Annotated in this window: 22 protein-coding genes and 5 pseudogenes; 8 read left to right on the forward strand and 19 right to left on the reverse strand. The window is 63.4% G+C overall.

The genetic code is table 11. The features are described from left to right. Nucleotides 1-6: 6 nt before the first annotated feature. A pseudogene (pcaF, locus tag H9L05_RS21550) lies at nt 7-1,211 on the forward strand (3-oxoadipyl-CoA thiolase). 325 nt (nt 1,212-1,536) lie between these two features. Continuing rightward, a complete protein-coding gene (locus tag H9L05_RS21555; RefSeq protein ID WP_187734419.1) occupies nt 1,537-2,565 on the forward strand; it encodes a DUF1259 domain-containing protein in 1,029 nt (342 codons plus the stop codon). On the opposite strand, the gene H9L05_RS21560 is transcribed toward H9L05_RS21555, so the two are convergent. Next, nucleotides 2,562-2,891, reverse strand: a complete 330-nt coding sequence (locus tag H9L05_RS21560) for a hypothetical protein (protein WP_187734420.1) — start codon at nt 2,889-2,891, stop codon at nt 2,562-2,564. The two genes, H9L05_RS21555 and H9L05_RS21560, sit on opposite strands and share 4 nt — an antisense overlap. 399 nt (nt 2,892-3,290) lie before the next feature. Here H9L05_RS21560 and H9L05_RS21565 point away from each other — a divergent pair, with 399 nt between their 5' ends. Next, nucleotides 3,291-4,181, forward strand: coding sequence for an acyltransferase family protein (locus H9L05_RS21565; protein ID WP_223285012.1), 891 nt, complete (start codon nt 3,291-3,293; stop codon nt 4,179-4,181). A gap of 529 nt (nt 4,182-4,710) precedes the next feature. Here the strand turns inward: H9L05_RS21565 and H9L05_RS21570 are convergent. Continuing rightward, nucleotides 4,711-5,025 (reverse strand): Imm26 family immunity protein, encoded by a 315-nt coding sequence (locus H9L05_RS21570; RefSeq protein WP_187734422.1) that lies wholly within the window; start codon nt 5,023-5,025, stop codon nt 4,711-4,713. Nucleotides 5,026-5,655: 630 nt separating this feature from the next. On the opposite strand from H9L05_RS21570, the gene H9L05_RS21575 reads away from it, so the two are divergent. Continuing rightward, on the forward strand, nt 5,656-5,967 hold the full coding sequence (locus H9L05_RS21575) for a hypothetical protein (protein ID WP_187734423.1): 312 nt from the start codon (nt 5,656-5,658) through the stop codon (nt 5,965-5,967). A 311-nt stretch (nt 5,968-6,278) separates the two neighbouring features. Here H9L05_RS21575 and H9L05_RS21580 read toward each other — a convergent pair whose 3' ends face one another. The 4 genes and pseudogenes from H9L05_RS21580 to H9L05_RS21595 all read right to left on the reverse strand — a co-directional run bounded on the left by H9L05_RS21580 (nt 6,279) and on the right by H9L05_RS21595 (nt 10,557). Next, on the reverse strand, nt 6,279-7,319 hold the full coding sequence (locus H9L05_RS21580; protein ID WP_187734424.1) for a zinc-dependent alcohol dehydrogenase family protein: 1,041 nt from the start codon (nt 7,317-7,319) through the stop codon (nt 6,279-6,281). A gap of 803 nt (nt 7,320-8,122) precedes the next feature. Then, nucleotides 8,123-8,590 (reverse strand): annotated as a pseudogene (locus H9L05_RS27090) (sensor histidine kinase); the annotation flags it as partial. A gap of 5 nt (nt 8,591-8,595) precedes the next feature. Beyond that, on the reverse strand, nt 8,596-9,978 hold the full coding sequence (locus tag H9L05_RS21590) for a PAS domain-containing protein (RefSeq protein WP_187734426.1): 1,383 nt from the start codon (nt 9,976-9,978) through the stop codon (nt 8,596-8,598). Nucleotides 9,979-10,134: 156 nt separating this feature from the next. Next, nucleotides 10,135-10,557, reverse strand: a complete 423-nt coding sequence (locus H9L05_RS21595; RefSeq protein WP_187734427.1) for a response regulator — start codon at nt 10,555-10,557, stop codon at nt 10,135-10,137. Between the two features lie 204 nt (nt 10,558-10,761). On the opposite strand from H9L05_RS21595, the gene H9L05_RS21600 reads away from it, so the two are divergent. Continuing rightward, a complete protein-coding gene (locus H9L05_RS21600; RefSeq protein WP_187734428.1) occupies nt 10,762-11,256 on the forward strand; it encodes a PAS domain-containing protein in 495 nt (164 codons plus the stop codon). Here H9L05_RS21600 and H9L05_RS27095 read toward each other — a convergent pair. Next, the gene (locus tag H9L05_RS27095) at nt 11,253-11,585 is read right to left on the reverse strand and encodes a hypothetical protein (RefSeq protein ID WP_187734429.1); all 333 of its coding nucleotides are present in this window, start codon (nt 11,583-11,585) and stop codon (nt 11,253-11,255) included. The two genes, H9L05_RS21600 and H9L05_RS27095, sit on opposite strands and share 4 nt — an antisense overlap. A gap of 169 nt (nt 11,586-11,754) precedes the next feature. Here H9L05_RS27095 and H9L05_RS27100 point away from each other — a divergent pair, with 169 nt between their 5' ends. Next, nucleotides 11,755-12,132: an ATP-binding protein gene (locus H9L05_RS27100; protein WP_394368514.1), complete on the forward strand. Its 378-nt coding sequence runs from the start codon at nt 11,755-11,757 to the stop codon at nt 12,130-12,132. Here H9L05_RS27100 and H9L05_RS21615 read toward each other — a convergent pair. After that, a complete protein-coding gene (locus tag H9L05_RS21615; RefSeq protein WP_187734431.1) occupies nt 12,023-14,557 on the reverse strand; it encodes a PAS domain-containing sensor histidine kinase in 2,535 nt (844 codons plus the stop codon). The genes H9L05_RS27100 and H9L05_RS21615 overlap by 110 nt on opposite strands. A gap of 768 nt (nt 14,558-15,325) precedes the next feature. Between H9L05_RS21615 and H9L05_RS21620 the strand changes: the two genes are divergently transcribed. Continuing rightward, nucleotides 15,326-15,724 (forward strand): hypothetical protein, encoded by a 399-nt coding sequence (locus tag H9L05_RS21620; protein WP_187734432.1) that lies wholly within the window; start codon nt 15,326-15,328, stop codon nt 15,722-15,724. A 590-nt stretch (nt 15,725-16,314) separates the two neighbouring features. Here H9L05_RS21620 and H9L05_RS21625 read toward each other — a convergent pair. From H9L05_RS21625 to H9L05_RS21635, 3 genes and pseudogenes are all read right to left on the reverse strand, one after another. Further along, complete coding sequence (locus tag H9L05_RS21625; RefSeq protein ID WP_223285028.1) at nt 16,315-17,040, reverse strand: DUF4394 domain-containing protein; 726 nt, start codon at nt 17,038-17,040, stop codon at nt 16,315-16,317. Between the two features lie 108 nt (nt 17,041-17,148). After that, nucleotides 17,149-17,702, reverse strand: a pseudogene (locus H9L05_RS21630) (DUF4394 domain-containing protein); the annotation flags it as partial. Next, complete coding sequence (locus H9L05_RS21635; protein ID WP_187734435.1) at nt 17,693-17,926, reverse strand: hypothetical protein; 234 nt, start codon at nt 17,924-17,926, stop codon at nt 17,693-17,695. The pseudogene H9L05_RS21630 and the gene H9L05_RS21635, both read right to left, overlap by 10 nt. A gap of 565 nt (nt 17,927-18,491) precedes the next feature. Here H9L05_RS21635 and H9L05_RS21640 point away from each other — a divergent pair. Then, a complete protein-coding gene (locus H9L05_RS21640; protein ID WP_187734436.1) occupies nt 18,492-19,607 on the forward strand; it encodes an Ig-like domain-containing protein in 1,116 nt (371 codons plus the stop codon). 269 nt (nt 19,608-19,876) lie between these two features. On the opposite strand, the pseudogene H9L05_RS21645 reads toward H9L05_RS21640, so the two are convergent. The 8 genes and pseudogenes from H9L05_RS21645 to H9L05_RS21680 all read right to left on the reverse strand — a co-directional run. Continuing rightward, a pseudogene (locus tag H9L05_RS21645) lies at nt 19,877-21,065 on the reverse strand (MFS transporter); the annotation flags it as partial. Between the two features lie 48 nt (nt 21,066-21,113). Continuing rightward, nucleotides 21,114-22,538 carry an OprD family outer membrane porin gene (locus tag H9L05_RS21650; protein WP_187734437.1) on the reverse strand — a complete coding sequence of 475 codons (1,425 nt, stop codon included), beginning with the start codon at nt 22,536-22,538 and terminating at the stop codon, nt 21,114-21,116. Nucleotides 22,539-22,578: 40 nt separating this feature from the next. After that, nucleotides 22,579-22,989 carry a DUF6691 family protein gene (locus tag H9L05_RS21655; protein WP_187734438.1) on the reverse strand — a complete coding sequence of 137 codons (411 nt, stop codon included), beginning with the start codon at nt 22,987-22,989 and terminating at the stop codon, nt 22,579-22,581. A gap of 12 nt (nt 22,990-23,001) precedes the next feature. Beyond that, the gene (locus H9L05_RS21660; protein ID WP_187734439.1) at nt 23,002-23,562 is read right to left on the reverse strand and encodes a YeeE/YedE family protein; all 561 of its coding nucleotides are present in this window, start codon (nt 23,560-23,562) and stop codon (nt 23,002-23,004) included. 104 nt (nt 23,563-23,666) lie between these two features. After that, nucleotides 23,667-24,041 carry a rhodanese-like domain-containing protein gene (locus H9L05_RS21665; protein ID WP_187734440.1) on the reverse strand — a complete coding sequence of 125 codons (375 nt, stop codon included), beginning with the start codon at nt 24,039-24,041 and terminating at the stop codon, nt 23,667-23,669. Nucleotides 24,042-24,106: 65 nt separating this feature from the next. Further along, nucleotides 24,107-25,461: pseudogene (locus H9L05_RS21670) on the reverse strand (MBL fold metallo-hydrolase). 71 nt (nt 25,462-25,532) lie between these two features. Next, on the reverse strand, nt 25,533-26,264 hold the full coding sequence (locus H9L05_RS21675) for a sulfite exporter TauE/SafE family protein (protein WP_317175209.1): 732 nt from the start codon (nt 26,262-26,264) through the stop codon (nt 25,533-25,535). Between the two features lie 153 nt (nt 26,265-26,417). Further along, entirely contained in the window at nt 26,418-26,738 is a 321-nt protein-coding gene (locus tag H9L05_RS21680; RefSeq protein WP_223285014.1) for an ArsR/SmtB family transcription factor, read from the reverse strand. Nucleotides 26,739-26,856: the final 118 nt, after the last annotated feature.

Raw genomic sequence — 26,856 nt, forward strand, 5'->3', positions numbered from 1 at the left:
ACCGTTATGAAAGAAGCGTATCTGGTGGATGGCATCCGCACCCCCATTGGCAACTTCGGGGCTCGCTGGCCCTAGTGCGGGCCGATGATATGGCCGCCTTGGTCATCCAAGAACTGTTGCGCCGCAATCCGCAGGTAGACCCGGCTGGCATTGCCGACGTGCTGCTGGGCTGCGCCAACCAAGCCGGCGAGGATAACCGCAACGTGGCTCGCATGGCCCTGCTGCTGGCCGGCCTGCCCGCGTCGGTGCCAGGTGAGACGATCAATCGCCTCTGCGCCTCGGGCCTGTCGGCTGCTATGGCGGCGGCCCGCGCCCTGCAGTGTGGTGATGGAGACTTGTTCGTGGCCGGGGGCGTGGAAAACATGACCCGGGGCCCGCTGGTGATCTCCAAGGCCAGCACCGCCTTTGGCCGCGACGCCCAGCTGGCGGATTCCAGCTTCGGCTGGCGCTTCATCAACCCCCGACTAGAAGCCATGTACGGGGTGGATGCCATGGGTGAAACGGCCGAAAACCTGGCGGAGCGCGACCGCATCAGCCGGGAAGACCAGGATGCGTTTGCCTACGCCTCGCACCAACGCGCCGCCCGCGCCCGCGACTCGGGGCGCTTCGCCGAGGAAATCGTCCCCGTACCCCTGCCCCAGCGCAAAGGCGAGCCGCGGCTGTTCGAGCACGACGAGTTTATTAAAGCCCATACCACCCTAGAAGGGCTAGCCACGCTGCGGCCCGCCTTTCGCTCGAACGGGACGGTGACGGCGGGCAACTCCTCGGGCTTGAACGACGGGGCCGCAGCGTTGCTGCTGGCCTCCGAAGCCGGCCTGAAGGAGCATCAGCTGACGCCCCGCGCCCGCATCGTATCCATGGGCGTGGCCGGCGTGGAGCCCCGCTTGATGGGCATCGGCCCGGTGCCCGCTTCCCAGCTGGCGCTGAAGAAGGCCGGTTTGACGCTCGACCAGATGGAGCTGATTGAGTTCAATGAGGCCTTTGCCGCCCAAGGCTTGGCCTGCCTGCGCGCGTTGGGCATGGAGGGCGATGACCCGCGCGTAAACCCCAATGGGGGGGCCATTTCGCTGGGGCACCCACTGGGCATGAGTGGGGCCCGCCTGCTGAATACGGCCGCGCTGGAGCTGCACCGGCAGCAGAAGCGCTATGCGCTGGTCACCATGTGCGTAGGGGTCGGACAGGGCTATGCTGTGGTCCTAGAGCGCGTATAAACCAGGGGCTGTGATCTGGCCCCCGACATCATCCGAGATCAGTACCCGGGCCAAAAGCGGTGGTAGCCGCCGAAGAGGACATTTCAGGCTGGGTTCATCGGGCCCCTACTTGACGTAGGCTAGTATACCCAGCGAGTTCCGCGGGTAGGACAATTCAGAAGACTAGGCTACGATAGAATGGCCTGTTTTTAGGGTCTGATACGACCCGCATATCGGATCTCATAGAGCCGTTTTACAATTTATAGAAGGTCGTTTTGTAGTAAGTAAAAAGCTTCTTGATTACGCGCCGCTTACGTTTTCCAGCTATTCCTTCATTGCTCATCCTATGTCAGATTTTCGTTTTTCCCGCCGTGATTGGCTTAAAACCACCGCCCTGGCCACCACGCCCCTGCTGCTTGGTCCTTTGCCCTCCTTCACCGGAGCCGCTGCCCCGGGCAAAACCCCGCCGCTGAGCGCCGCCAGTATTGCCGCCGTCGAGGCCGCGATGGGCAAGAAAGGGGCTTACGTGGAGGCACAGGCTACGCACAGCACCCCGTTGCCGCGCAACGACTTAAAAGTGACCATCAAAGGGGAGCCGGTGCCCATTGCCTTTGGCTTCGGCGGGTGGGTGGCCATCAAGCACACGCTGGACGGTAAGTCCGCGATGCTCATGAGCGACACGGTGCTGCTGCAGGAAGAAGTCAATCCGCTCATGTCGGCCGCGCTGGCCCAGGGGCTGGAAATTGGGGCCGTGCACAACCACTTCTTTTACGAAGAGCCGCGCATCTTTTACATGCACATCCACGGCATGGGCGCCCCCGCCGAGCTGGCCCGGAAGTTTGCCGCCGCTCTCGCAGACTCCAAGCTGCTGCCGGCCAACCAGCCCAAGCCCAGCGGCGGCACCCCGGCCGCGCCGGCGGGCAACAACGCCACGCCCAGCGCCGCCGCGCCCACCGGCAAGGAGTTGTTTGATATTCCCGCGCTTGATAAGGTGGTGCAGTACCAGGGCACGGTGAACGGCCCGACCTACAAGTACACCGTGGGCCGGGCCGACCTGCAATCGGTCATGATGGGCACCGAGATGACCGCCGCCATGGGCCTGAACTCGTGGGCCGCGTTCGCCGGCAAACAAGCCGACGCGCAGATTGCCGGTGACATTGCCATGCTGGAGCACGAAGTAAATCCGGTGATAAAGGCCCTGCGGGCGCACAATTTGGAGGTCGTGGCCGTGCACAACCACATGCTGTTTGACCAGCCGCGCATGATGTTCCTGCACTACTACGGCCGAGGGCCCGCTGCGCAGTTGGCCACTGGCTTCCGCGCCGCGCTCGACCAATTGGGCAAGGGCAAAAGGGGCATGCAGATGAAGCACTAAGGCGCTGTGGAATCGACCCTGATTTTTAGGGGCCTTGACCGGAAAAATGCTACTGCTACGCAAGGGGCGGGGGGATGCACGCCGTGGAAGTTGATCCAGCGGCCATCGGGCAGGCGCAGGCGCGTGTGCAGCGAGGGTACGGCGGGGTGCTCCAGGTACGCCACGCGGTTCGCCGGGCTCGCCGCCGCGGCCGGCCGGGCGTCGGGTACTGTCTTTGGGCCGAGCGCCGTGTAGGGCAGCAGAAAGGAAGCCTGCAGGGCGAACCCGACGCCGGTACCCAGCAGTGCCCAGGCACCTTGTGAACCAACTCGGAAACGAAGGCCCATGGTGTGGCATCCGCCTGCGCCCGCTTGAATACGGGCAGCGCAAGGGCAATGGAATCACCTTAATCTATCCTGACATAAGGCCGCTGAACCCCTACTAGTGGTATACAATCGTATTGAGAACTCCGTACTTTGAAAGCCCTTCTCGCTGTATTACTTCTCGTTCGCTGCCGCTGTGATTCAGCCACCAGATAAACCCGCTCCCCCTTACTTTCCGGCGTTAACTGGCTTGCGCGCCGTGGCCGCATGGCTGGTGTTTTTTCACCACTTCAACCCCTTTCCGGAGTCGAGTATTGCCTGGCGGCTGGCGCGCGAGTGGCACACGGGGGTAGCCTTATTCTTTGTACTCAGCGGCCTATTGATTTGCCTGCGCTATATCGACCAGGTTGAGCTAAGCACATCATGGGGAAACAGTACCTGCGCAACCGCGTGGCCCGCATCTACCCGATGTACTTCCTGCTTACTTGTTTCACGTTGGCCATCCTGGAACTGAGGCCGGCTTACGACTTAATGGGCGTATGGGAAACCTATATGTTAACGGACAAATGGCTGGTTTTTCTATTGAATGTCACGTTTTTACGGGGCTTTTTTGACTTTTTCAAGTTTACGGGCATTGTGCAAGGGTGGACGCTGACGGTGGAAGAATGCTTCTATTTTGCGGCGCCCTTTATGCTATTAGGACTGCGCGGAAAATCAGTTAAGCTATTGCTTTACGCGGTGCTCATACTGTCCCTAGGTACCGTCCTTGTATGCTATGCGCCCCACCCTTACGGCTTTTTTGATTCCTTCACGTTCCTCTTCACCATTACCTTTTTCGGCCGCTGCTGTGAATTTCTGGCAGGTATGGGATTGGCGCTCCTCATTCTGAACCGTTTCAAGGCAATGCGGGCAGGTGCCTTTTACACCTGGACAGGGCTGGCCTGGATTATTGCCGTCATGGGAGCTATGGCCTGGATAAACGACCCCTTGGTGCCGGAAGAGGAGATGAATGTGCCACTCCTCATATTTTTAAATATCATCGTGATCCTACCGGGCATCTGTGCCCTGTACTTTGGATTGATCCGGGAGCAAAGTGGCTTACGCTGGTTGCTGGAAACCAAGCTGTTTAACCTACTTGGCAGAGCCTCCTATACCTTCTATCTCGTGCATATGGGCGTGCTAAGTCGGTTTCTTGATTTGCATGTTACGAAACATAGCCTACTCAAATTTGGGATAACGAATCTGATTGCTATTCTGCTGTTCAAGGCCGTAGAAGAGCCTGCCCATCGGTTTTTGAGTAGGCGTCACGCATAACAACGCCGGTCTACGGTGCCGTACTTAAGTGTTTACAGGACCTTAGTTCCATGATCCTATGAGCACGGAAATTAGCCGGGTGCGAACCTGGCGAATCCCCCGAAAGAATTGCGTACATGAGGCCGCTCCTAGCGAGCAAAAGCTGCTTATCATCGCAGGACAACGAGTCGCTCTCAGGGCATTGAAACGGAAGGGACCCTAAACTTGATGCTGTCCGAGAAGGTCTGTGGCTGTGGCAAAAGGCTGGCAGCAGGATGAAACCAGGATGAATGAGCCTCCACCCGCGGCCCACGAGGGTCGCTGCTGGGGGCCTTTTAGCCGGTTATCGTCACCGACGCGACCCCGTAGAATTATGACGGAGAGTTTTGCCACAGCCACGTCGGTTATGTCAAGCAGTAGTTTATCGAGTGCCAACGACTAGTCAGTCAAATACTGCTAAATCTCGCTGCCGAGTGAGGTTGGGGCGGCCCGCGTAGTGATCCCGAATCCGTTCTTCGACCTGCGCAGGAGCCCATACGGCACTCCGCTCCTAGCCTTGGCACTCGTGTTTGAGAGCGGGGGTGATGGTACCCGTCAGCGGCTCGTAGAGGCTAAACCGATCTGGCTGCAGGCCGTCTTGCATAAACTTTAAGGGATGGGGCAGCAGGGCGGGCACCAACGGAGCCTTCCCGATCTTAACCCAGCGCCGGGAGCTGATGGCCTCGTTAGAGACCGCGACGATAAACAGGAAAGGGCGATTAATCACCGCTTCGACGCTCTCGATACGTTGGCTGGCCTGAAAGTCGTAGATCCCATAATCGGCTCCTGCTAAGATGCGGCCGTAGGCATACTGTCCATCTTTCAAATCAATCTCGATAACCGCATCTACGGTTCGTTGAGGACTTCTTATACTATGTTAGTGGTCGTATAAGGGCCATTATGACAAGCAACTAATATCCAGAACCAAAGAGAAACAATGGCGTTCCCTGACTGCCCCTAAAAGCCTGTTTGCCCAGGCCCGGGAAAGCACCTGGTTTCGCGTTTGCGAAACGCATCCCTGTGGGGCATTTTGCAAACGCGGAATCGTAGACGAGCTTCCTACACTCGCCCGGTCCGGCCGCGGCCCGCGGGCACCTAGTACTGGATAGCTGCCAGGAGTCACCGGAAGGAGGGGTTGCCGGCTTTCCCCCGGCGGGCCGCTCGCTACCAGCAAGGGCGGCGTAACCGCTTTGACTTAGCCCCTCCTGGCCAGAGTTCGGATGCAAGTCGCCGTCGCGGGCGCTGTAGGGCCCCCCACAGGATGGTATAGCCGGGGGCAAGCTTTTTCCCTGAGCTCAGGAAAGCTGACAAACGTCATCCGATGAGGTGAGAGTTGTCAGCTTCAGGGCAGCAGCCAGGCCCCATGTTTGTACCAGCCTCTTCCCCTGCCCTGTTGCAGTGCGAACTCCCGAGGAGAACTACGGCTACTCCTCTGGCTTCTTTCCCCTGCTTGCCCATGAATCTAGAGTTACAACGCCGCCTGGCGGAAACTGCCCAGCAGTGGCAAGCGCTGTCGCGGTCCATTTCCTCGGCGGAGAAAACAATCTTTGACGCGCTGCACGACGGTTTTTTCACCTCTTACGGCCCTAACTTCATGGCCCACGTCTACCGCTCGGCCATCGAGCAGGTACTACAAAACATTCCCGATACGGAGCGGGACAAGCTCCTGGCCGCTTTTCAACACGCCCTGGACACGGCTATTACCAAGCACGCCTACGCGCTGCCCACGGCCGCTAATTGCTTCGCCTGCCGCTCCCCAAAGCCGTAGCCCCTACTTGCCGGTCGATGCTGGTTGTACCTCTTTACTAGGTGGCGACGCACCGGCTTAACAGGCCCTGCTGGCGTCGCCCTGCCAGGAGCCTCACCTACGCACAAGAACCAGGCATCGCCTCCTGCCCGAGGGGCCCATCGACAACTCTGGGTGCGCGGGCCCCGCAACTAGCGGCCGTCCTAGCTCCCTTCGCCACGAGCCAGCACCCCGCCCAGCAGCCGGAGCGACTCGCTAGTGCCCGCTGCGCTACCTTCTAGCTCGCGGAAGGAAGCTACTACCAGTCCTGCCGGAACCGCCCCCGGGCTCCCCTACGGACGGGTAAGGATGACCTTCAACGCTTTTTCGCGGGCCGCGTGCTCAAACGTATCGTAGGCCTGCTCTATGTCATCCAAGGCGAAATGGTGGGTAATGAGCTGGGCGGCGTTGACCTGGCCGGAAGCGACGGTTTTCAGGAGCAGCGGCGTCGTGGTCGTATCGACCAGGCGGGTGGTGATAGTGATGTTGCGCGACCAGAGCGTTTCCAGGTGCAACGCCACGCTTTTGCCGTGTACGCCCACGTTGGCAATCCGGCCACCGGGCGCAATCACGGCCGCGCATAGCTCAAAGGTGGCGGGAATGCCGACCGCTTCCACCGCCACGTCGGCGCCCCGGTTTTCCGTCAGCGCGAACACCTGCTGGACCGCGTCCTGCTGCTGACTGTTAATGGTATGGGTCGCGCCCAGAGCCCGGGCTACGTGCAGGCGGTTGTCGTCCACGTCCACCATGATCAGGACAGCCGGCGTATAAAACTGGGCCGTGAGTAGGACGGCCAACCCAATGGGCCCGGCCCCTACGATAACGACCGCATCCCCGGGCTGCACCTGCCCGTTGAGCACGCCGCACTCCAAGCCCGTGGGCAGAATGTCGCTCAGCATGACCACGGCATCCTCATCCACCTGGTCCGGGATGGCATACAGGCTGGTGTCCGCAAAGGGAATGCGCACATACTCCGCTTGGGTGCCGTCAATCAGGTGGCCCAGGAGCCAGCCGCCCAGCTCACAGTGGGAGTACATGCCCTTGCGGCAGGACACGCACTTACCGCAGGAGGAGATGCAGGAAATCAGGACTCGATCGCCCACCTGGAACGTGGTCACCGCGGCGCCTATTTCCTCGATGATGCCGATGCCCTCGTGGCCCAGGATGCGACCGGGGGTTACCTCGGGCACATCCCCTTTAAGAATATGCAAATCGGTGCCGCAAATGGTGGTTTTGTGCATGCGCACAATCGCATCGGTGGGCTGCTGCATCGTGGGCCGGGGCTTTTCTTCCCAGGCTTTCTTGCCCGCACCGTGATATACTAAGGCTTTCATACGCAATTACGAAGAGATGAACCACCCCGGCTGGAGGCGCGGCGGTGGGAGCCCCAAAGCTAGGGCAGTCTACCCCCGGCAGCATGACAGATGTCATGCTGCCGGGGGATTTTCATCAGGGTTTCGCGAGCCGGCCCGGCGGAACTTGCCTTTCCCTTCTTCGCCCCGCCCCCGCCCGCATCCCCGCAAGCTACCCCTTGGTACCTGCGTAGCAGGGCGCGAAAGGGGCGCCGACATTTTTTTTTCCTGTCCTTCCCCTGATTTTCCCCTGTATGGAACCTGCCTCCCCTGCGGACCGCGACACCGCCCCGCGTGATACGCGCATCATTTCCGTGTTTATGACCGCCCTGGTGGTGCTGGCCGCCTTGGTCTTGTGGCTGCGGTAAACCTGCCTTTTCCTCCCTGGTTACGTATTCGCCTTGGCTAAGTCCTGACCCCGGTCGCCACCGAGCGGTCGCCTTCGTATGAGCCCTCACGGCGGGCACCGCTTTGTCCCCGGGCCTCGAAGAGCGGACGTTGTTGGCTCGCTTCATCCCAGGAACGGTGGACCTGGACGAGGTGCGGCGCCGGTTGGATGCCCCCCGCGAAATCGGGCAAGCGCCGGCGTCCTGGGTAGAAGAGGTGTCGGACGTCCCGCCAGAGCCAGTGGCCTCGTCGGAGTCGTCGGAGTCTAAGAGGCTACTAGGCGGGTCCTCATCCGCTCGATGACTCGTCCCCCTGGGCAGGGACTCCTGGGGCGGGGAATCGGGCAGCGTGAGGGTGAAGGTGGAGCCCACCCCCAGCTGGCTGTGCACCTCGATGCGGCCACCGGCATTCTCCACCATGCGCTTGACCATGTAGAGGCCGATCCCCGTGCCCTCGACGTGGTCGTGGAAACGCTGGAACAGGCCAAAGAGCTTGGGCAGGTGCTGCTGGGCCATCCCCAGGCCGTTGTCCTGCACTTCCAGCACCGTGTAGCCCGGCTGGGGGTAGGTCCGCACCCCGATCTGGGGCAAACGATCCGCAGCGCGGTACTGGAGCGCGTTACTCAGCAGGTGCTGCAGGATCTGGCGCAGCTGCTGGGGCGCAAACCAGAGTTGGGGGCAGGCACTGACCTCCACCGTGAGCTGGGTCCCGGCGGCGTTCAACGCCGCTCCCCATTCCCCGCGCATCTCCTCGAGCAGGGCCGTCAGGTCCACCACTTCGGCGGGCTGCGCGTGGGCCCGCTGGAGTTTGGAGACGTCGGTGAGCTGCGTGAGCGTCAACCGGAAGCGGTCCAGGGACTGCTCCATCAAGGCTAGCAGGGGCGGCACGAGCTCACCCTCCTGGCCGCGGGCGGGGGCAGCTCCTCCTGAAGGGCGTGGAGTAAGCCCTCCATGTTGGTAAGGGGGGTTTTGAGCTCGTGGGAGGCCGTATAAATAAAGGTGTCGAGGTCCGCGTTGACGCGCGCAAGTTGCCGCTGCAGCTCGACCTGGTCGTGGATTTCGACGTTGACGCCGCTGTAGCCCGTGAGCTGGCCATCGGCCTGGAACAGGGGCTGGATTCGGGTCAGCGACCAGCGGTACTCCCCGTCGCGGCGGCGGATGCGATACACGGGGCTTTCCCAGGGCTGACGGGCCAGCACGGCGGCCGCAAAGGCGGCCGTGAGGGCCAACGCGTCCTCCGGATGCACGGTGTTCCAGACCTCGTCGAGGTTGGGTAGCAAAGGGGACAGACCCGACCAGGCAAAGAGGGCGCCGTTGACATAGGTCAGGTGCCCGGCCGCATCCGTGCGAAACAGGAACACAGGCACATTGGCCGTCAGTAGCTGCAGCTCCGCCGCCACTTGGGCCGCTTGCTGGCCCGCCCGCACCTGCTCCGTGACGTCGTAGGCGAAGATAGACACGCCCGCGATTTGTCCCCCTTCCAGATAGGCATCGTAGGAAAAAGTGAAATAGTGGGTGCGGGGCGGCTGGCCATCCGGCTGGGCAATGGTCAGGGGCTGCTCCACGCCCCCATAGGACTTGCCCGTGTGGTAGACATGGTCAAGTCGGGCCAGCAGCCCCGGGGCATTGACGTCGGGGTGGATCTCGGGCAGGGGCCGCCCCAGGGGCAACAGCCGTTGGGGAAACAGGCGCCGGTAGGCTGGATTACAGTAGTCGAGCCGGTGGGTAGGACCGCGCAGGATGCAGACGGTAGCCTGCGTCTGGCTTAGGAAGCGCTCCAGGCTGGCCCGCTGGTGCTGGGCCTCGGACTGCGCGAGCTGCTCGCGGGCCTGGCTGGCGCGTAGGGCAACCTCGACGGGAGCTTGGGCGTGCGCGGCCGTGTCAATCAGGCTAACGGCCAGCCCTGGGCCGTGGCAGCGGGCGGCGACATAAAAGGGGGTATCGACCCCCTCGTGCAGGTAGGTGACCTCGAACCGGCCAGCCTGCCCGGTTTCCAGCACGCCCCGGTAAAAGGCGAACACGCCCGTGTCGTGGGCACGGGGGAAGCTGGCCAGCAAGGTCGTGGTTGGCTGCTGCGTGAGGCCCAACAGGCGCTGGCCGGCGGGGTTGAGGTAGTCGAAGGCAAAATCCGTCAGCTCCTGACTCTGCGGACAGTAGAGGGGACGCAGCAGGGTGAGGGCCGTGAGCGAAACGTCCAGCAGGGCTTGCAGCTCGTCGATAGCTAGCTGGGGGGGGACGGAAGGGGTGCGGAACATAGCGACGCAGCAGGGACCAAGGAGTAACATTGGCCAGGAAAACAGCGGCGCCATCTGCCGACAGGTACGGGCGGTTGTTCCCGCGAACCCGGCAGTGGGTATACGGGGGTAGCTCGACAATGACTGGAACCGGGTCGGTTAAGCAGAGTTTGCGGGCTACGTCACACCGAACTGGCGCTGATAATGCAGCTGCAGGATGGTATCCAGCTTGGCTTTGGTCAGGGGCTTGCTGACCAGGCCGGCGATGGGCAACTCCTCTAATCGGCCCAGGTCGAGGGAGCTCATCGAGGCCGTATGCAGCACGATGACCACGGCCTGCTGCTGGGCGGCGGGTAGCTGCTGGTAGGCCTCGAGAAAGGCCATGCCATCCATGCCCGGCATCGTCACATCCAGCAGCACGAGCACCGGGGTGCTGGGCTTCGCGTAGGTGCTCAGCTGAGCCAAGATGGCCAGGGCTTCCCGGCCGTCGGTGGCCGCCAGGTACTGGTCGGCCACGCCTAGTTGGCGGAGCAAGCGTTCATTCAGGTCATTGGTGAGCGGGTCGTCGTCGACCAGCAGCACACTGGCAAGTTTTTGCATACGGGAAGCGGGCGGTCAAAGACCACCTTGGTTGGGGTCACCAGGCGCGAAGGTAGCACAGCGGTACGACTCGGAGCGCGCTACCGCTCTCGGCCAGGAAGACACTCTTTTTCTCGCCCGGCCGGGGACCCCAGCCGGTAACGAGGGGGAGGACCGCGTATTGCCGCAACAACGCGTACCTTCCGGCAACCGCTCTCCTTCCGTATGGCCGACATTTCCCTTCCCACCTCCGCCTCCCCCGAGGGCGACAACCAGGCGCTGCGCGCCGACAATGACCAACTCCGCGCGGACCAAGCAGCGGCTAGTACGCAGGAGGCCGCGCAGGCGCGCTACCAGCAGAGCCAGGCGCGCTTCCGCACCGTGTTCGAGAACTCCCCCCTGGGCCAGAAAATCATCACCCCGGATCTGACCATCCGCCAGGCCAACCCGGCCGTGGTCCGGATGCTGGGCCTGCGCAGCCCGGATGAGCTGGTGGGCCGCAAAATCCGCGAGTTTGCCCACCCCGATCACCGCGCCGACTGGCAGCAGCTGCAAACGAAGCTCTGGGAGCACAAGCTGCCCCACTTCGCGCTGGAAACCTGCCTGGTGCGGGCCGACGGGTCCTCCTTCTGGTGTCAGGTCACCTCCGTGCTGTTTCCCGACGAGGGGGGGAGCTGGGCTACACCATCCTGGAAGATATTTCCGCCCGCAAAGGATTAGAAGCCCAGCTCCAGCGCCTCTACGACGCGCAGGAAACCATCCTGCAGCTGGCCACCCACGATATCAAAGCCCCCATTGCCCAGATCGAGCTGCTCACCGATTTGCTGCAGCGCGAAGTGGCCAGCCGGGCCGGGGAGGGGCCGCCCCCGCCCGAAATGGTGCACTACCTGGGCCTGATTCAGCGCGCCTGCACCCACGCCACGGGCTTGCTCGAGGATGTGCTCTACGTGGGGGATCTGGACGAGCACGACTTGGAGAAGCAAGCGACCGATCTGAACGCCTACCTGACCGCCCGGCTGGAGGGGCACCGCCCGGCCGCCGACGAGCAAGGCGTCATGCTGGCCCTGGACCTACCGGCTGAGCCCGTGTACGGGCGCCTGCACCCCGACAAGTTCGGCCGGGTGCTGGACAATCTGCTAGGCAACGCCCTCAAGTTTACCCCCACCGGGGGACCATCACGCTGGGGTACAGGTGCACGAGGGCCACGTGCGCCTCACGGTGCAGGACACGGGCATTGGCATTCCCGGCAAGCTGCACACCCACCTGTTCGACAAGTTCAACCCGACGCGGCGCAAGGGCCTGCACGGGGAGCCCACCACCGGCTTAGGCCTCTTCATTGCCAAGCAGATCGTGCAGCTGCACGGGGCGACATCTGGCTGGAAAGCCGCGAGCAGCAGGGCACCACCTTCTTTATCGAGCTGCCCTAAGGAGGGCTCCCTTCTCCCTGGTTTCCTCCCCCTTGCGGTACTAAGCAGGCGTATGTCGCCTAGGCGGGAGGCAGGGCAGCGTGGGGTAAGTGGACGAAAAAAGTGGTGCCGGCGCCGGCGTAGCTGTGCACCTCCACGCGCCCGCCCGCATTCTCTACCATCTTCTTGACCATGTACAAGCCTACGCCGGAGCCTTCCACGTGGTCGTGGAAGCGCTGAAACATCGTAAAGAGTTTGGGCACATGCGCCGCCTCCAGACCTAATCCATTGTCGTGGACTTCCAGCACCGTGTACGTGGTTCGCACGTGCGCCTGCACATCAATGTGGGGCGTGCGATTGGGTGAGTGATACTTCAAGGCGTTGCTCAGGAGGTTGTAGACGACGGAGCGTAGGTTTTTCTCGGGGAAGAGCACCGGCGGGAAACCCGTTACCTCGACCCGTACGCGGGCCCCAGTAGCCTGGATAAGCGGAGCCAAGTCCTGCCGCACCTCCTCCACGACCGTCGCTAAGTCCACCGCCGTCGTCGCGGGGGCATGCTCCTTCTGCAGTTTGCTGACGTCGGTCAGATGGTCGATGGTACGCTTGAAGCGTTCTACCGACTCGCGCATCAGCCCTAACGTGGCCCCGACGTACTCCCGCTGCGAGATGTCCAGCGGCAGTTCTTCCTGCAGCAGGTACAACAATCCCTCAATATTGCTGATGGGGGCTTTCAAATCGTGGGAAGCGGAGTAGATGAAGTTGTCCAGGTCCACGTTGGTGCGCAGCAGCTGCTCATTAACCGTCTGCAGGTCGACGTTCAGACCTTGAGCCTCGTCGCGGGCCGTGCGCAGTTTATAGGTCAGGCGCCGCATAGCCTGCACAGCCAATTGCTGCTCGTGCACCTCGATCACCGTGCCCACGATGCCCACATACTCCCCCGCCCCCGTCAGGCGGGGCTGCCCGGCGTCGATGGCCCAGCGGTACTGCCCATCGTGGCGGCGCAGGCGGTAGAGCACGCGAAACGGGCCTTGCCGGGCGTGCGCGTCCTGGAAGGCTTGCCCGGCCTGCAGGGCATCGTCGGGGTGCACCGCGTGAAGCCAGCCCTCGCCCAGCGCCTGGGCGGGGGTCTGCCCGGTAAAGGCATACCACTGCGCGTTAAGGTAGGTGCACTGGCCCTGGGCATCGGTAACCCAGATCATGGCCGGCACATGATCAGCCATGGCGCGGAAGTACTGCTCGCTTTCCAGCAAGGACTGCTGCAGGCGCTTAAGTTCGTGCACATCAATGGCCGCGCCGACCCACTGCTGGACCTGCCCCGTCGCGTCGCGCAGCGGGACGGCCCGGTCCAGGTGCCAGCGGTACTCGCCCGTGGCCGCGACCCGCAGCCGCATTTCGGCCTGGAACACCTGGCCCGTGCGCACCGCGCTCAGCCACGCCTCGAGGAAGGGAGCTTGGTCCTCGGGGTGCATATACTCCTGCCAGCCCAAGCCCTGGCCGTTGGTGGCGCTGGTAAACTGCTCCCAGTTCGGACTCAGATAGGTGGTGTGGCCCGCCGCGTCCGCTTCCCACACGATCAGGGGCGTGGTTTCGGCCAGCCGCCGGAAGCGGGCTTCGCTGCGTTCGGCCTGTTGCTGGGCCTGCCCTCGCTGGGCTACTTCCTGCTGCAGGGCGAGCGTGCGCTCGGCTACCCGGGCTTCCAAGTCCTGGTTCAGGAGGTGCAGCGCGAGCTGGCTGCGCGTCAAGGCCTCGTTGTTAGCCTGGATCTCCTCGTTGGCAGCGGCCAGCTCTTCGTTGAGCTCGGCCGTGCGGCGCTCCTGGGCTTCCACCTGGTGGCGGGCTGTCACCACTTCGGTGACGTCGCTGGCCACGACCAGCACGCCCGTGGTTTGCCCCTGGGCGTCGCGCTGGGGCTGGTAGACGAAGTTGAAGTAGATGATCTCGCGCCGGCCGTGGCGCACCAGCGCGACGGGCAGCTCCGTGCCCACGTAGGGCTGGCCGGAGTGCAGCACGCCATCGAGTAAGGCGTCGACGCCCTGACCCCGCAGTTCGGGTAAGGCCTCCAGCAGGGGCCGGCCCAGCAGCAACGGCTGCGGACGGGCCCAGATCTCACACACAGCCGGGTTGGCCAAGGTGATGCGATACGTTGTTCCTTCGAGCAGGGCAATGGCAACCGGGGCCTGGTCAAATACCCGGCGTAGCTGCGCGCGTTGTTCCTCCGCCTCCGCGCGCACAGCCCGTTCAGCCGCCTGACTTTCGCGCAAGGCTTCTTCTACGGGCGTGCGGGGCTGCTCGGCCGTGTCGGTGAAGCTCACCAGCAGGCCAGGCCCCACGCGCCGGGCGGCGAGATGAAAGTAATTGTCCAGCCCATCCCCTTGATAATTGACGGCCATGCGGGCAGGCTCCCCGGACTCAAAGGCGTCGCGGTGAAAGGCAAAGACGCCCGTCTCGCGGGTATGCGGGTAATGGTGCAAGTAGGTCACCGCCGGCCGGGCCGGCTGCCCCAGGATGCGCTGGGCGGCCGGGTTAAGCCAGTCGATGCGAAAGTCAACGAGGTTTCCGTCGGCGTCGCGCAGGGGTGAGTAGAGGGCCACGCCCGTCAGGGAGGTATCCAGCACGGCCTCTAGTAAGGCGGCGGGGGATACGTGGCCTGCAAGTCGGCGGGAAAGGTAGGAAGCGGGGTAGCTGCGGTAGGCATGGCCAAAACTACGAATAAAGGGGCATGCTGCACCGCCGCAAAATCACCGCTGGGCGGTGGTCAGGGATAGTGACGCTAAAGGTGTCCCCGCTAGCTGTTCACCCAGATACGGCCGGCCGTGTTCTCCCCGATCTTTTTGACCAAATCCAGCCCCATCCCCGAGCCTTGCCCTCGCTTGTTGACCTGCCTTCCGGAAGGCTTCAGGTCCTGCTTCCCCTTGGCGCACAACTGCTTGACAAGGTATGCTACGTCTTCGCTAGCGGATCTTATTTGTGGTCTTGTTCGTCCGCTTTAGGCGCTTTGTTCGACCCTGTGCCTGGAGGGTCAGCTCCTTGGGGCCGCTGGGGGCAGGGTTCACCTAAATCAACGCCGCCCGTCATACGCTAGGCTAGCGCGCTGCAGCCGCTTACCCTGATTCTCGCGAAGATGATCCGCTATTGTCCTCTCGGACAACCTGCGCGCGTTGGAGACCCAAGAAAGATAGAGCCTTCTGTTCCGTCCTGATCGCTCTTGGCAGGACCTGTGTCAACGCGGCAAGGGAATCAACTGCGATTCCTTCCGCTAGCGTAAACGAATGAAATAGTTTTACTTCCTGTGCCTGCTGCTCAGCACCGGGCTTCTGCTCCACTGCTCCTCCAAACCGGAGGCGGACCCGCAGCCGACGAGTTCTGCCCTGCAGACGGCGTCCGTGAAGGCGAATGGCCAAGCGGTACCGGTCCAGGGGGCGGCTTCCACCGCCTATATTAATCGAGACACGAACGAGCTTTACCTGACCCTGAATACCACGAACGGCACGCCGGTGATCTTCGATTTGTGGGAGTTCAAGCAAGCGCCAGGACGCTTCGCCTTCCATGATGCGCGCTCGCCCAGTGGGCTCCTCTATAAGCACGTCGTCCATGGCCAGCTGACGCCCTTCACCACGCGGGCCTGTGGCTCGACCCCGACCTGGGCCCTGGAGATTACGGCCTACGATCCGGCCCAGCAGACCATAGCGGGCACCTTCAGGGGGACCGTGTGTAGTGATCCGGGCCAACGGGTGGCGCTCACGGAGGGCCGGTTCCACCGGCCTTTTACCCTCTCCCCCTGAGACAGGCATTGCTTCGGCTGGGGTCCCACGGCCTCAGCTCCAGCTCCTGACCCAGCCTACCCGCAGGGCCACCGCGACGGCCGGCTAAGTCCGTTGCGGTGGTGGTAGATGTCACCACCGGCTGAACCGCCGGCCCCACCCTTCCCGATTGCCTCGCATCGACGACGGATGGGGGTTCACTCCGGCGCCGACCCCCGGTACCCGCTCGGGCCGGCCCCCTGGCGCAGGCGCAGCCAACAACCGGGACCCGGGTGGAGGGGGCCCGGAGTACCCCGCTTCGGCCAGGCCATTTAGCATAACTCCCGTGGCTGTGGCAAAAGTCCCCGCCGGGAATCTGCTGGGTCGCCTTGGCGCCTCGTCCGCACTAAAAAGACGGGAGCAGCGTCCCTCGTGGGCGGCAGGTGGGGCTGAAGTACCCGGTTTTCATCCTCCTGCCTGACTTTAGCCACAGCCACGGCACTTAGGCTAAGTGGCTTTTTCGTGCCCTATACCCTTGGCTTCGTTTAGACTTGGCCCAGCAAAAAGCCCCAGCGCCGGCGCCAGGGCTTGGAGGAGCTGTCGGTGGACGAGCGGAGCGGTTAGACCGCCGTTTAGAAGCCTAAGCCCAGCGTGAAGCCGCGCACGAACCCTTCCAGGGTAATGGTTCCGGTGGGCGTGGCCTTGCCCGTGGCTAAATCAATGGTATGTAAGACCGCGTTGCTGTTCACCTCCGCAAAGAGATAGCCCACGTTGCTGGCCCCGCCGATATCAAAGGCTTGGCAGTCCCGAATCGTGGGCCCTAAACTGCCAATCTCGGTGAACGAGCTTGCATCGGCCGTATTCTGGCGGTAGAGCTTGCAGGGCAAGTTGTTAAAGCCCAAGGGATCCTCAATCAGATAAAGGTTGGTGGTGGTGGCGCCGGCCACGTTGTTGTCGTGAGCGAGCTTAAAAGAACCGGGCGGGGAGGGCAGGGTTAAGGGCACATCGGGCGAAAAGACCGCCGTGGTGGGGTTGAGCAGCAACGTGCGGGCCGTGCCCGCGGCCCCATTCGTGCTGACCACGCGAATCTGATCGGTGAGCGGGTCAAAGTCAAACTGCGCGCTCTCGCTGGTCAGGCTCAGGCGCGGGGTGATAGGGCCAATGAGCGTGGCCTCGGCCGTGGCCGGATTGATGGTATAGAGGTAGCGGTCCAGCGTGTCGTCAAAGGATTGCGTCAAGGCGTAGAGTTGCCCATTGCTGGGCCGAAAATCCAGGCCGATGATGCGGCGAAAGTCCGCGAAGCCCGTGATGGTCTTGGTCACCGTGACTGAGGCATCCGTCGGATCGAAGATATGCAAGCGGCTGCCCGTAAAATCGGCCGCATACCCGACCGGTCGGGTGGGAATGGCCAGGCCCGTGTAGGCCAGGGTGGGGGCGTACTGGGCTAAGCGGCGGGCCGCCCCCGTAGCCAGATCGACCGCAAACAGGGTGGGGTTACCATTGACCAGATACAGGCCCAGGGCCGTGCCCGTCCTCCCATCAATATCGAAGCCGCCATTCCCGCTCACCGCCAGGTTCAGGTTGCCCACGGGCACCACCGTGCCGGCATTGGGGAGTTAACCAGGGTGAGCTGCTGGGTCTGCGGGTTAATGGCGTAGAGGGCCGTGGTACTGGCGCCCGCGACATTGTTCGTGTAGGCCGCGCCCGTGAGGGTCGCGGCGGGGCCATTGATGGCCCCGTCGGTGGCGGCCACGGTGCCGGTTTCGGGATTCAGGCGTAAGTTTTGTCCGGTGGACGTCACCAGGCGGATGCGATCCACGGTGGGGTTGAAGTCAAAGCCCACCAGGGTGCCCGCTACGGCAGGCGTGAAGGCCCCGGCACCAATAGCGCGGGCCGCACCCGTGTTTTGGTTGATCACGTAGAGGCGACTCGCGCTGCTCACCCCGTAGAGCTGGCCCGTGGCGGGGCGAAAGTCAATGGCTAATAGGCTCTCGCCACTTTGAAGGCCCGTCAGGGCCACCGAGCTGGTGCGCGTGGCGGCATCCTTCGTGGAGTAGCCATCGAGCCGCGTGCCCCCGACAAGGCATAGAACGCAATATCCTGGCCTAGGGGCGGAAAGGTGGGATTAACGGGCGGCGGGGTAGGTTTGGGGAAGTACTGCTCGAGAATGTCTTCGCAGCTACTGAGCGAGGACAACAAGAGAAGCGCCGCGCCCCAGGTGGCGAGGGAAGAGCGTTGTAGCATAGAACGTAGAGGATAGGATGGAAGAAAGAAATAGTAGGACCGATCAGGTTTTCCCCCTACGGCTACCGCCTCGGTTTAGATATATATCAGGTCGATAATTATAAAATTATTTAGCCTGAGGCTAGCAACGCTCCTATCGATGGGAAGCGCTCCCCACACCGCGTCCTCTTACAAGTCGTATAAACACATTACGTAACGTAGCTTCGGCGATAGCCTGGAGCTGGAGACAAATGGGACAAGGCGGGTAGCGCGGGCAGAATGGGCCCTTATCTCCCCGCGACCCTATGGGAAAAATACCGGTACCGCCTACCTTGTCGCCGACCTCGTCCGGGGTAGGGGTGGTCGTCTCGGCCGTTCAGGCAACCTACCGCTTGGCTCCCCGCTCTTGCTTCTAGCCACCCAGTAACGTGGCCTACCCTTCTGCTTTTTCCCTGCCTTCATGACTGACCGACTGCCCCTACCTAGCTCCTCCCTGCTCCTTGTCTGCCTGCTCAGCCTGCTCGGGGGGAGCAGTTGTCAAGAAAAGGGGGACGCCCCGCCGCAGCCCCACGCCCCGGTCGCTGCCGTGCAGCTCGCCACCGACTCGGTGCGCTTAGGCACGGGCCAAACGGTGCAGCTTCAAGCGCTGGCCCGCGATGCGCGCGGCAACGCCTTGTCCGACCGGCTTATCACGTGGCAGTCGGCCCAGGAGTCCACCGCCACCGTCTCGAGCACGGGGCTGGTGAGCCTCGTAAGGGAAGGCACCACCTCCATTACGGCTACCTGCGAGGGCCGCACCGCGACGGCCCACGTGCGGGCCTATGCCCTGTTGCCCCGCTATGCCTACGTCAGCTTTCAGCAGGTATCCTCCCAGCTGCAGCCCTGGGCCGGGGAGCATCTCGTGCTGTTAACCCCCGAGTCCGATCGGGACCCGCGCCTGATGCAGCGCCTGGTGGCCAGCCTGGACGGGGGCTATGCCTACTACCGGCTGGTGACGGGCCGCGAGCCGAGTCGCCACCCGACCTACACCTACCAGGGCAAGGGCACGGTCGCCTCCGTCGCCCAGACCTGCGGGGTAGCCTGCGGCAAGATCGGCGCCACCGGCATCGAGATGATGCACCCATGGGTCACGGATTTATACGCGGGCGTGCGCGATAAAGGGGAGCACCGCACGACCCTGTTCTACGAGCTGGGCCGCAACTTCTGGTTTTACTGGGACCCGCTCTACGTTACCGGCATGAAGCTGGACGTGGCCACGGGCTACGCGCACCTGATGAAGTACATGGCCACGGACTATCTGCGCCTGCCCCTGAGTCCGATTGAAGCCCAGCAGCGGCGCGGCCTGGAGGAAATAGCCACCGTCTACCTGCGCTCGCCGGAATGGGACTGGCAGCGGGTGGTGCGGAGCGGGCAGGCCCTGGACGGGGAGGGTAAGCCCGTGGGCGGGCAGTTTCTGTTGGCCGGGCTGCTGCTGCGGCTGCAGGCCCAGCACGGGGGGCAGGGGTTTATCCAACGCCTCTGGCGCGAAGTCGGGCAGCGCCCGCATGCCCGCAGCGAGCAGGAAGCCATCGATAACCTAGCCCTGGCGATCTACGCCGGGGCGAACCAAAACCTGGGGCAAGTGCTGACCCAGCAGTGGCGCTTTGCCCTGTCGGGCGCGGCCCAGCAGGAGGCCCAGACCCGCTTCGGCAATCCGCGGTGAGCCCCGAGCCCCAGAAAAAGCCGGGTTCCGGCGCGTAGTGCTGCCCGCACCCGGGGCAGTTGTCGTGCATGTCCTGAAAGCGCGCCGGGTTCAGGGCGGAGGTTTTAAATACGGGGCCCTGGTGACAGCGCGGGCAGCGGCCCGCGGCGCAGGCCAGCAGGGATGAAGAGGGAGAAGCCATAGCGAAATCGGGTAAAAAGGATGAAACCAGTCGGGCGGGCGCAGCTACCCGCCGGTGCCGTCGTGGGCGCTGCTTCCGGCAGGCAGTACATGCGGGCGCGGATGATTAGCGCCGAGAGTCCCGTCAGGCCCCCAATGGCCACGAGCGGGGCGGCCAGGCCCAGCGTATCCGCCAGTACGCCGGTGAGCAGGGCGCCCACGGCGTAGCCCGCGTCGCGCCAGAGGCGGAAAATGCCCACGCTGGGGCCCGCTGGGCGGGGGGGCATACTCAGCAATAGCCGCCAGGAAAGTGGGGTAGACCAGCGCCGTGCCCGCGCCAAGCAGGGCCGCCAGCAGCACAAATGCCGGGTAGGACGAAGGGAAGAGCATGGCCAGCAGCACCGCGCCCTGCAGCAGCATGCCCCAGAAGAGCAGGTCTTTCTTGCAGTAGCGGTCCGCCAGCGGCCCGGTTACCAGCTGACCCAGGCCCCACACGGCGGGGTACACCGCCGCCACGGTGCCAATCTGGGTCAGGGTAAAGCCTTTGGAAGCCAGCAGCAGCGGGAGCAGGCCCCAGACCATGCCGTCGTTGAGGTTGTTGACCAGCCCGGCCTGCGTGACCGAGCCCAGGTTGGGGTGGCGCCAGGTAACGTCCCAGAACGAAAGCGGCGGACCCGTGGGGCCGGCCGGGGCCTGGGACGCTTCCAGCGCCACGTGGTGGCGGGTATCGCGCACCCCCAGGGAGCTCAACAGCCCCAGCACGGCCAGCGCAATGCCCAGGTAGAACGGGTAGGGCCGCAGGCCGTACTCGGTGGCCAGCCAGCCCGAGGCGAAGGCCGTGGCGGCCACGGCCAGGTAGCCGGCCGACTCGTTCAGGCCCATGGCCAGCCCGCGCTGTTTGGGGCCGACCAGGTCTATCTTCATGACCACGGTGCTCGACCACGCCAGTCCCTGGTTCAGGCCCAGCAGCACGTTGGCCGCAATCACCCAGCCCCAGGACGGGGCCCAGAGCAACAGCAGCGGCACGGGCACGCCAAACAGCCAGCCGATGAGCAGCAGGTTTTTGCGCCCTACGCGCGTGGCCCAGGCCCCGGCGTAGTAGTTGGCCGCGGCTTTGGTGAGCCCAAACACCACGATGAAGGACAGGATGGCCGAGCGGGCCACCAGGTGAAACTCCTGCTCGGCCAACCGGGGCAAAATGGTGCGCTCCAGGCCCACCATGCCGCCCACGAACGCATTGATGAGCACCAGCAAGGCGAACTGGTGCCAGTTTTCACGCAAACCGAGTCGTGGCGTCATGGGGGAGAATTGCGAAGGGGGAAAGCCCAAGGTAGGTGAAGGGAGCCACTAAAAGCCGTAATCAAGGGCCAGGGTCAGATGCTGCAGGTCCACTTTGTTCATGGCCTGCGCCGGCAAATAGGCGGCCCGGTCAGCGCCCCACTTGGCCGCGAGCAGCGTGCGCAGGCGCAGCCCCCGGGCCGCGCCGGTGAAGGAGTGGGTTAAACTCAGGTTGAGCTGGTGGAAATCGGGCAGGCTGTATTTGTTGAGCCGGGCCTGCCGCGAGAGGTTGTAGTACCCGTAGCCTGCCTCCAGGCGGGGCCCATGCGGCGGCTGCCAGGCCACGGTGGTACCGAATGCGTGCACGTCGCCGGCGCCCTCGATGCGTTCCCGGGGCAAGGTGGTGTAGAAGGGCTCCCGCCCCCACTCGCGGGGAAAGAGGTAGCGCCCGTGGGCCGTCAGGCGGGTGTAGTGCGCGGCAACCTGCCAGGCCTGCCGCTGGTACGCCACGCGCCCACTCAGGGCCCGGGCTTGTTCCCCCGGGTTGAGGTAGCGCTGGCTCACCGGCTGGTCCCGGTCCTTGGCCAGGCCGTGCTGCCAAAGCAGCAGGCTGCTGGCCGTCCAGGTGCCGGCCGGGCGGGGGAAGGCCACCGTGCTTTCCAGCAGGCTGGTGGCCAGCAGGTGGTCGGCGAAGTACTGCCAGGCCTGCACCGAGCTGCCGCGGCCCAGGGTGCGGCGCAGGCCCAGCACGGCCAGTCCGTGGGTGGGTACGTGCCCAAGGTAATCGGCCCGGCTGCTGTCGGGGGCCACGCCCATAGAATAGTGCCCCACGGCTTCGCCGAGCCGGTACCAGCGGTCCGTGGAGCGCGGGGCCACGTGGGTAAGCCAGCCGCCCTGTAGCGTGGTGGCCTTGCCTGCCTTGCCCACCGCCCACAGGCCCTGCACAAAGTTGGGGCTTAGGCGCGAGTCCTGAGAGTTGAGCAGGGGCGTGTCCAGCTGCTGCCGGCCGTAGGTGAGCTGGAGGCCCGGCCGGGGCTGCCAGCGCACCCACAACTCTTCCACCTGATGCATTATCTCGCGGTGGTGCGGGTGTTCCAGGTCGAAGAGGCTGAGCTCGTAGCGGCTTTCCGGGCGGCCCGGCTCGGCGGCCAGCGCACTGGAGTACAGGTTTTTCAGAAAGAACCCTTCCACACCCAGCTGCAGGCCGTGCCAGGCCTTGGTTTCGTAGCCTAGCCCCGCCCCGACGCCGTGGGCGTAATAGTCCGGAGCGGAGCTGCGGTTGCGTGTGGCCATAAACACGGTGCGCACGTGAGCCCGGAACTCCCCCTGGCGCAAGGCCTGGGCCAGGGACCGGGCCGCCGTCGAATCTGCTGCTACTTCCCCGGCCGGAGCGTGAGCCGCCGGGTGCAGCAGCGGTTCGGACCGTACGGATTGGGCAGGACCGGGCCGGGCGCCGGCCAGCAGCGCGGTTCCGAGCAGAAACCAGCGAATCATTGGAAACGGGAACAGGAGCCGGAAGCCGGGTGGAGAAAGGTTAGTGCGGCAGCTTTTCGCGCAGGGCGCTGTAGGTCCAGGTGCCGGCCAGCGCGGCCAGAATCAGCACCGCCGCCGACGCTACGCCGCTGCCCAGCTGGGCAAACAGCGGGCCGGGGCAGGCGCCGGTCAGGGCCCAGCCCAGCCCGAAGATGATGCCTCCGATCCAGGTGCCGTGGTTGTACTTCTTGTCGGCGAGGGTGATGGTTTCGCCGTTGAGGCTTTTCACGTGGTTGCGCTTGATGAGCTGAAGCGATAGCATACCCACCAGAATGGCTGAGCCGATGATGCCGTACAGGTGGAACGACTGGAAGCGGAACATCTCCTGGATGCGCCACCAGCTGATGACTTCGCTTTTGGTCAGGATGAGGCCGAACAAGACGCCCAGCACCAGGTATTTCAGATTTTTCATGCAGCAGGAAGGTTAAAACAGCAATGGATAGAACACCCAGGTCATGAGCAGGCCCCCGATAAAGAAGCCGATGACGGCGACCAGCGACACCCACTGCAGGTTAGAAAGGCCCGAAATGGCGTGGCCCGAGGTGCAGCCCCCGGCGTAGCGCGTGCCGAAGCCGACCAAAAATCCCCCCAGCACCAGAAACACCCAGCCTTTCCAGTTGGCCAGGTTTTCCAGGGCAAACAGCTCTTTCGGGAGCAGGCCGGTGAAGTCGGTCAGGCCCATCTGCGCCTGCAGGTCGCGCACGGTTTCCGGCGAAATGGCAATGGTGTCGGGGTGGCCCAGCACCTGGTAGCCGAAAAAGCCCCCCACGGCAATGCCGAGCACGAAAAACAGGTTCCAGAGCTCGGCCCGCCAGTTATAGGTCAGGAAGGGAATGCCGGCGGGCACGCAGGCGGCGCACACGTGGCGTAGCGAGGAGCTGATACCCAGGGCTTTGTTGCCGATGAGCAGCAACGCGGGGACGGTCAGCCCGATCAGGGGGCCGGCCACGTACCAGGGCCAGGGTTGGCGAAGGAAGTCAAGCATGAATTTAGGAAGTCAAAGCGAAAAGGGAAGAAATAAGGGTGCCGACCGACCGGCACAAGGGCCGGCCGGAATCATCACCTAGAAGCGGTAAAAGAGCCGGACGCTTAGCGCACCAGCTTTTCGGGCCAGTCGAGCACCCCGCCCAGCAGATTGGTCACGGTCGTGAAACCGGCCTGGGTGAGCTGGTCGGCCGCTTTGGCCGAGCGGGCGCCGCTGCGGCAGTACACGTAGGTGGCCTTGGTTTTGTCCAGGGCGGCCACGCGCCGGGCAAAGTCGGGGCTGGTCACGTCGATGTTCACGGCACCCGGGAGGTGGCCGGCGGCAAACTCGTCGGGCCGGCGCACGTCGAGCAGCACCGCGCCAGGCTCGCGCACGGCGGCGGAAAATTGGGCGGGGGTAAGGTTTTTATAGGCGGGCGCGGTGCCCTGAAACAGACCAAACATGGCAAAGAGGGAAAGCAGGAATGCGAAGTGAGACATGGCAAAAGCGTAGGCAAAACCGGAGAGCTCCTTTTCAGGACCCTCTCCGGTTTTGCCGTTAAGGGTTAATGGCCGGCCGCAGCCGACTGGAAGGATTTCACGGCCTCGCTCAGGTCGAGCACCGGGGTGCCGGGCAGGGCGTCGGCCACGATGCTGGAGCCGGCGGCCGAGCGGTAGCCGCCGGCGCAGTGCACCACCACAGGCTTGCCCTGGGGATTTCCTGAGCCCGCTCGCGCAGCTCGGGCAGCGGTATGCTCAGCGAGCCGGCGAAAATGGGCTCGTCGCGGTGTTCCGCCGCGTTGCGGATGTCCACAATGGTGTACTGCTCCGGATGCTGACGGAAGGCGGCCACATCCAGCGTGGGCATGGTCGCTTCGGCAGCGGGCGTGCCGACCAGCGCGCCCTTAATCAGCGCTTCGTAGCCGATTTTGGCCGTTTTCTGAATCAGGTCCTCCAGCGTTGCCTCGGCGGCGGCGATGAGGTAGAAGGATTCCTCCGGGCCCACGATGGAGCCCAGCCAGGTTTCGAACTTGCCGCCCTGCTGGATATTGATGGCGCCCTCCGCGTGGCCTTTTTTAAACTCAGCTTCGGGGCGGGTGTCGATGATGACGGCCCCTGCTTCCAAGGTGGTGCCGGGCGCCAGGCGCTTCACTTGCTGCACGCTGGGCGCATAAGCCGGCGCGCCGGCCTTGTTCAGGTCTACGTCGTAGCCGAAGTACTTGGGGATAAAGGGCTGGTCGGCGAGCAGCTCTTGGACAAACTCCTCCTCGCTCAGGTCGCGCAGCATGGGGTTGCCAAACTTCTCGTCGCCGATGGTGCTGCTGCTGCCCCCGCTCAAAGCTTTGCCGCAGAGCGAGCCCGCCCCGTGGGCTGGGTACACCACCACGGTGTTATCCAGCTTCATCAGCTTATCGCGCAGCGAGTGGTACATCTGCTTGGCTAGCTCTTCGCGCTTGGCGGTCATATTGCCGGCACTCTCGCGCAGGTCGGGGCGGCCTACATCGCCGATGAAGAGCGTGTCGCCGGTGAACACGGCCTCGTCCTTGCCTTCGCGGCTGAGCACGATGCTCAGCGAGTCGGGCGAGTGGCCGGGCGTGTTCAGGGCGCGGAAGGTGAGCTTACCCACCGTGAATTCCTGGCCCTCGTCGAAGGCTTCGTGGGCATAATCCGCCCCGAGCAGCTTGCTGACCCGAATAACAGCGCCGGTGGCCTGGGCAATTTCCAGGTGACTGCTCACGAAATCGGCGTGGGGATGGGTTTCGATGACGCTCACAATCTGGGCGTCATTCGCCTTCGCGAAGTCGTAGTAGGGCTGCGGGTCGCGGGCGGGGTCGATGAGCACGATTTCACGGGCCGACTCGCTGAGGATAGCGTAGGAGAAATGGGCCAGGCCCTTGTCTTCAAACTGTTCGATTTTCATGGGAAAAGCGTTTAGGAGGTGGGGAAAGTCGAGGGAAATGAGCGGTTATAAGAAGGCAGTGGGAAAGAGAATCAGGGGGTAAAGACCAGCTCGCGCAGCAGAATGAACGTTCCCATGGCCAGGGTAAACCAGCCGAAGGCGGGCTTGAGCTTGGCACCCGGGATGTAGCGGGCGAGGTAGGTTCCCAGGACGATGCCGCCGAGGGCAAAGGCCAGGAAGCCGGCCAGGAAGGTCCAGGCGATGGGGGTACCGGCGCTCAAATCGCCGGTGAAGCCGATGAGCGAGTTCAAGGCGATGATGGCCAGCGAGGTGCCCACCGCCAGCTTCATGGGCAGGCGGGCACCCAGTACCAGGGCCGGGATGATGAGAAAACCGCCCCCGGCGCCCACGAAGCCCGTGAGCGTGCCTACGACCAGCCCAATGCCCAGAATGAGCGGATAATTGAAGGCGTGCTTCTGGTGCAGCTCCTCATCCAGCACCTGTTCGGCCTGCTGGCTGCGAATCATGGACACGGCGGCGCCGACCATCAGCACCGCAAACGCTACCAGCACCAGCAGATCTTTGGTGAAGACGAGGCTGCCTACCGTGAACAGCTCGTGGGGAATGGCGGGCATGAGCAGCTTGCGCACGGCAAACACGGCCGCCAGCGAGGGCAGCAGAAACACCAGCGCCGTTTTCAGCGACACCAACCCCTTGCGGAAGTAGCCCCAGGCCCCCACCACTGAGGTCGAGCCCACCACGAACAGGGAATAAGCGGTGCTCAGCACCGGGCTCACGCCCATCAGGTAGACCAGCACGGGCACGGTAAGGATGGAGCCACCCCGCCCATGATGCCCAGGGAGAGGCCAATGAAGATTGCCGCGAAGTAGCCGAAGGTGGGAAGCATGGGGTACGGGTGAACGTATGAATTTATGATATGTTGTTCATGTGTTTGACCAAAAAAAAGGCCGCGACTCCTACAGGAACGTGCAGGCGGCCAGGCACTGAATCACGTCCACCACTTCGCGCATTTTGAGCGAGTAAAAGATGTTTTTGCCGTCGCGGGTGCTGCTCAGAATGCCCTTGAGCTTCATGCCCGTCAGGTGGTGCGAGAGCAGGCTCTGTTCCACGTTCAGCTTCTCGCTGATGTCGGTCACGGAGAGGCTCTCGTGACCCGAAAGCAGCTGCACGATGGCGATGCGGGTGGGGTGGGCCGTGGTCTTGAGGATGAACGCCACCTTCTCCATCTTCTCGGTGGTCAGGTTCAGTTCAGCGTCGGGGGCAGCGGGGAGTATCATAACTGGGGGCAAACTTATGAACAGTTGTTCATTTATACAAGTGTGGCACCCCGGTTAGTTCCACTACTTTCTTTTTCCTTTCCCCAGGCCTGGTAAAAACCCGAATTCCAGCCCCTGA

It is taken from the genome of Hymenobacter qilianensis (assembly GCF_014489555.1).
GTDB classification, from domain to species: domain Bacteria; phylum Bacteroidota; class Bacteroidia; order Cytophagales; family Hymenobacteraceae; genus Hymenobacter; species Hymenobacter qilianensis.

Bases quoted from the DNA above. Each gene is read 5' to 3' on its own strand.
- H9L05_RS21555 (WP_187734419.1), top strand. From the start codon at position 1,537: ATGTCAGATTTTCGTTTTTCCCGCCGTGATTGGCTTAAAACCACCGCC.
- H9L05_RS21560 (WP_187734420.1), bottom strand. From the start codon at position 2,891: ATGGGCCTTCGTTTCCGAGTTGGTTCACAAGGTGCCTGGGCACTGCTG.
- H9L05_RS21565 (WP_223285012.1), top strand. From the start codon at position 3,291: ATGGGGAAACAGTACCTGCGCAACCGCGTGGCCCGCATCTACCCGATG.
- H9L05_RS21575 (WP_187734423.1), top strand. From the start codon at position 5,656: ATGAATCTAGAGTTACAACGCCGCCTGGCGGAAACTGCCCAGCAGTGG.
- H9L05_RS21580 (WP_187734424.1), bottom strand. From the start codon at position 7,319: ATGAAAGCCTTAGTATATCACGGTGCGGGCAAGAAAGCCTGGGAAGAA.
- H9L05_RS21590 (WP_187734426.1), bottom strand. From the start codon at position 9,978: ATGTTCCGCACCCCTTCCGTCCCCCCCCAGCTAGCTATCGACGAGCTG.
- H9L05_RS21595 (WP_187734427.1), bottom strand. From the start codon at position 10,557: ATGCAAAAACTTGCCAGTGTGCTGCTGGTCGACGACGACCCGCTCACC.
- H9L05_RS21600 (WP_187734428.1), top strand. From the start codon at position 10,762: ATGGCCGACATTTCCCTTCCCACCTCCGCCTCCCCCGAGGGCGACAAC.
- H9L05_RS21635 (WP_187734435.1), bottom strand. From the start codon at position 17,926: ATGCTACAACGCTCTTCCCTCGCCACCTGGGGCGCGGCGCTTCTCTTG.
- H9L05_RS21650 (WP_187734437.1), bottom strand. From the start codon at position 22,538: ATGATTCGCTGGTTTCTGCTCGGAACCGCGCTGCTGGCCGGCGCCCGG.
- H9L05_RS21655 (WP_187734438.1), bottom strand. From the start codon at position 22,989: ATGAAAAATCTGAAATACCTGGTGCTGGGCGTCTTGTTCGGCCTCATC.
- H9L05_RS21660 (WP_187734439.1), bottom strand. From the start codon at position 23,562: ATGCTTGACTTCCTTCGCCAACCCTGGCCCTGGTACGTGGCCGGCCCC.
- H9L05_RS21665 (WP_187734440.1), bottom strand. From the start codon at position 24,041: ATGTCTCACTTCGCATTCCTGCTTTCCCTCTTTGCCATGTTTGGTCTG.
- H9L05_RS21680 (WP_223285014.1), bottom strand. From the start codon at position 26,738: ATGATACTCCCCGCTGCCCCCGACGCTGAACTGAACCTGACCACCGAG.